Annotated in this window: 2 protein-coding genes; both read left to right on the top strand. The window is 45.1% G+C overall.

Annotated elements, in window-relative coordinates; translation table 11 throughout:
- Positions 1 to 2,424 (top strand): ribonuclease E/G (locus B4F08_RS00625; protein WP_291372418.1); only part of this gene is annotated, 2,424 nt, incomplete at its 5' end.
- A gap of 170 nt (positions 2,425 to 2,594) precedes the next feature.
- Complete coding sequence (locus tag B4F08_RS00620; RefSeq protein WP_291372416.1) at positions 2,595 to 4,436, top strand: long-chain-acyl-CoA synthetase; 1,842 nt, start codon at positions 2,595 to 2,597, stop codon at positions 4,434 to 4,436.
- Positions 4,437 to 4,551: the final 115 nt, after the last annotated feature.

The raw sequence follows: 4,551 nt of genomic DNA, 5'->3' as shown, positions 1-4,551 counted from the left end.
TTTATCGACATGACCAAAGACCGCAACCAACGTATGGTTGAGGCGAAACTTCGCGAAGCAACACAAAGCGACCGTGCCCGTATCCAATTCGGTCAATTGTCTCGTTTTGGCTTGATGGAAATGAGCCGTCAACGTCTACGCCCTTCGCTTGAAGAAGCAACAGGTTATGTCTGCCCGCGCTGTCATGGCACAGGTATGGTTCGTGATCTACGTTCACTTTCACTTTCAATCATGCGTAAAGTCGAAGAAATTGCACTACGTGAACGTCATGGCGAAGTTCAAGTTGAAGTACCTGTTGAAATTGCAGCCTTCTTATTGAATGAAAAACGTCACACTCTAGTTTACCTAGAGCAAACCTCTGGTGTTCGTGTGACTGTGCTTCCACACCCACACTTAGAAACACCACATTACGAAATTTCGTATAACCCTGAAGGCTTTGCACCAACCAGTTATGAACGTACAGAAGCAACGCGTTCAAGCGAAAAAGAGTTGGGCTACGAGTCATCAGAATGGCATTTGGATGGTGCAGATCACGCACATCAACACGCCGCTCCAGCAGTGCCTGCACAACAAGAAAAAGGCAATAAAAAGCAACGCAATAATAACCCGCAACAAACAGCTCAACCTGCTCCAGCACCGTCTGTAGCATCCAGCAGCCCATGTGCTTGGTTAGAAAACTTGTTTGTACAAAAACAAGCTGCAACTGTTGATCAATCACGCTCTGCAAACAATGCTGCTGCGGCCATTGAACAAATGGTCAATGGTGGTGCGGTCAGTCGCGGCCAATTTGGTCAAGTTGCCGTCCCAACAGTAACAACACCAAGCAATAACGCGTACATGACTTCTGCTCCTGTACATGCAAAATCTGAACACCGTGAAGAGAAGCATGTCGAGAAAGAGGAACGCGGTACACGCCACAATAAAAAGCGTTCTAAACATAAAGAGCCTCGCGAGCAAAATGCACAACATGAAAACCAAGTTCATGAAGAAATTGTGCAAGTACCACGTCAAGAGCAACAACGTCAAGATCGCTATGAACAACGTTCTGAGCGTAACGAGCAACAACGCCAAGACCGTGACCGTCCTGAGCGTAGTGAACAGCAACGCCAAGAACCGCGTGAAAACAAGCGTTCATCACGTCGCCAACACGGTGAACAACAGCAAAGTAATGATGTTCAAAATGAACAACAAAATACAATGCCACGTCGTGACCGTCGCAACCAACCACGTCCAGAGCGTCCAAATCGCCACCGCGACCCAAGCGTCCTGAACGAGCAAGCGGTTGAAACAGCGCCAGTGGTCGCTCAAGAACCTCAACTCAAAGTTGAGCTGATTGAAGCACCGCGTCAAGAGATGATCACAACAGCCCATGTGGTCAATGTCGATCAAGCGCAAAGTGAAATCGTGGCGTTAACACCAGCTCAAACGACAACTGAAACCAAGCCTCAGCAAACTGCTGTTGTGAAAGCAGAGGTTGATCTAAAAGCTGAGACGGTTGAACCAGCAAAAGTACCTGCGGTTGTAGAAGCTCCAGCTGAACACCACGCAGAGCAGAAACCACGTGAAAGCGTAAAACGTGCCAGCAATGATCCACGTCAACGCCGTCGCCAACAACGCGCTGCCCAGGCACAGCAAGCTGAAGCACCGAAACTCACACCTTCACAGGTACCAACGTTAGGACAGTACACCATCAGCAGCTTGATTCGTCATGTCTATGGTGAAGACTGTTCAGTGTTGATTGAGCAATTTGGCTTAATTCCAACCTTCAACCGTGCCCTTCAGAAATTTACTGAAGAGTATGCTGCAACGTTAAGCAAAACAGCTTCAACGCCTGCTGTAGAAGCTGAGAAAAAACCTGTCACACGTGATGTTGAAGTTGCCAAAGCACAACCTGAAGCAGAACCTGTTGCAGTCTTGGACTTAACACCACCAAAGCCTGAGTCAGAAAAGCGTGTTGCAAATGACCCTCGCGAGCGTCGTCGTTTAGCAAAACTTGCTGCTGAACAAGCCTTGGATCAAGTGAAACAAGCACGTGAAACTGCACCTGTTGCTGATGTGACCGCTCCTGAAGAAACTGTTGCAGCTGCGCAAGTGGAGGCACCTGAAGCTCAAGTCGAAGAAACTCCCGTAGTTGAAACGACTCAGGAAAGCCCTGTTGAAGCTGAGGTTCAATCTGAAAACACAGTTGTGGCAGCAGTCGCTGAAACAGCTGAGGCAGAACCTAAAGCGCCAGTAGTTGAAGAAGCACCAGTTGTAGCACCAACTAAAGCGCAAAAAGCTGCGAAAATAACTGAAGATGCAGCAGAGAAAGCTGAAACTTCAGCAGAAGCTGACGAATCAGATAAGTCTGATAAAGACAAGCCAGTTCGTCCGCGTCGTCCACGTGGGCGTCCACCGAAAAAGGCCAGTCCAACTGAGTCGTAATTCGCTTTAGCGCTGTAAACTTTAAAAACCTAGTCATGCCAGTGGCTAGGTTTTTTTGTTATTTTTGTCGGATTAGGTTGATTGCACTAGACCGAAAAGATTAAAAGAACAAGTGTATAAACTGAGCACTACTCAAACGCATTGGATTGCATAAAATAATTAGGATTCATATGAGCCAACACCCATCTCATGACCTCATTGGTATTACCGACGTTGCAGCAAAACTTCCCCAATTCATCAGTAAAGTCCCCAACTTACTCAGTGGATTAAAGCAAGCATATTTACGTACGCCGAACACCCCGACAGGACTGGGCATTGCTTTTGAAAAAGCAGTGAAACGTAATCCATTAGGCCTAGCTTTAGTTTTTGAAGATCAAAAATTTAGTTACCAAGCGCTGAATGAATGGGCAAATCAGATTGGACACTACTATTTATCTATTGGGGCAAAAAAAGGCGATGTCATCACTGTGATGATTGAAAACCGCCCTGAACTAGTGGCAACCGTAATTGCCCTAGCAAAAATTGGAGTGACCACTGCTCTTGTAAATACCTCGCAAGTCGGCAAAGTTTTGGCCCATAGCATTAATCTAGTGAACCCAATTGCCGTCATAGTAGGTGAGGAATGCCGTGCGGTGGTTGATGAAATCCGCCAAGATTTAAATGTTCCGACCGATCGCTTCTACTGGTTTGCCGACCAAGAAACACGAAAAGAAGCAGCTCATGCCCCAAAAGGTTTTAGTAACCTTGCTGAAAAAATTGATACCTTCGCCAAATTTAATACACCAACCACGAACAGTGTCATAGGTAAAGACGGCTTATTTTATATTTATACTTCGGGCACAACTGGCCTACCTAAAGCAGTTATTTTCACACATAGTCGCTGGACATTGGCTTATGGTACTTATGGTCACGTGCTTAACCTTGGCCCAGATGATGTCATGTATGTCACCTTGCCGCTGTATCATGCGACAGGCATTGTGGTGTGTTGGTGCGGTGTAATTGCAGGGGCTGGAACCTTGGCTTTGCGTCGTAAATACTCCACCTCTGCATTTTGGAAAGACGTACAAAAGTTTGATGCTTCAGCAATTGGCTATGTCGGTGAGCTGTGTCGCTACCTCATGGATGCACCGCCATCTGAGCTAGAAAAAGGCCATCGTGTTACTAAAATGATCGGTAATGGTATGCGCCCCAATATTTGGGATAAATTCAAACAACGCTTTGGTATTGAAGAAATTTTAGAACTTTATGCCTCAAGCGAAGGTAATGTCGGCTTTAGCAATGTTTTTAACTTTGACAATACTGTCGGTTTCTCACCAACCCCTTATGCCATTATTCAGTTTGATAAAGAGAAAAATGCACCGATACATGATGATGAAGGCCACTGCATCAAAGTCAAAAAAGGGGAAGTAGGCTTACTCATTGGAAAAATTACCCGTCGCTCCCCTTTCGATGGCTATACCGACCCTGAAAAAAATAAATCGGTAATTTTAAAAGGCGTTTTCAAATCTGGAGATGCCTATTTCAACACTGGTGACTTGGTCCGTGATATTGGCTTCCGCCATGCTCAATTTGTAGATCGCTTAGGTGATACTTTCCGCTGGAAAGGTGAAAATGTGTCTACAACTGAAGTAGAAAACATGGTTTGCGAATATGACAAAATTACAGAAGCAGTCGTCTACGGTGTTGAAATACCGAACACCAACGGTCGTGCGGGGATGGCTGCAATTACGCTAACAGACGGGGCTGAACTCAATACGCAAGACTTAGCGCAAATGTTTGCCACATTTAAAAAATGTCTTCCAGCTTATGCTGTACCCGTCTTTTTACGCATACAAAAACAGGTCGAAACGACAGGTACATTTAAATACCAAAAAAGTAAACTCAAAGAGCAGGCTTTTGACCCAGCCAAAACCAGCGAACGCTTATTGGTTTTACTTCCAAACAGCAGTGCATATACAGATATCACACAGGAAGTCTTTGATAATATTCAAGCCTACCAGTATCGGTTCTAAGTTCAAATTGTTTGTTTTTTAACTTGATAATCGCAAATTTGTTGTATTTATAATCAAACATCAACAAGTTTGCGATTTTTTACTTGCGCTAGATGCATATCTTGCTACAATACGC

Origin of the sequence: Acinetobacter sp. UBA6720 (genome assembly GCF_002454215.1) — a bacterium.
In the GTDB taxonomy this organism is placed as follows: Bacteria; Pseudomonadota; Gammaproteobacteria; order Pseudomonadales; family Moraxellaceae; genus Acinetobacter.
This window is presented reverse-complemented; position numbering and strand designations above follow the sequence as displayed.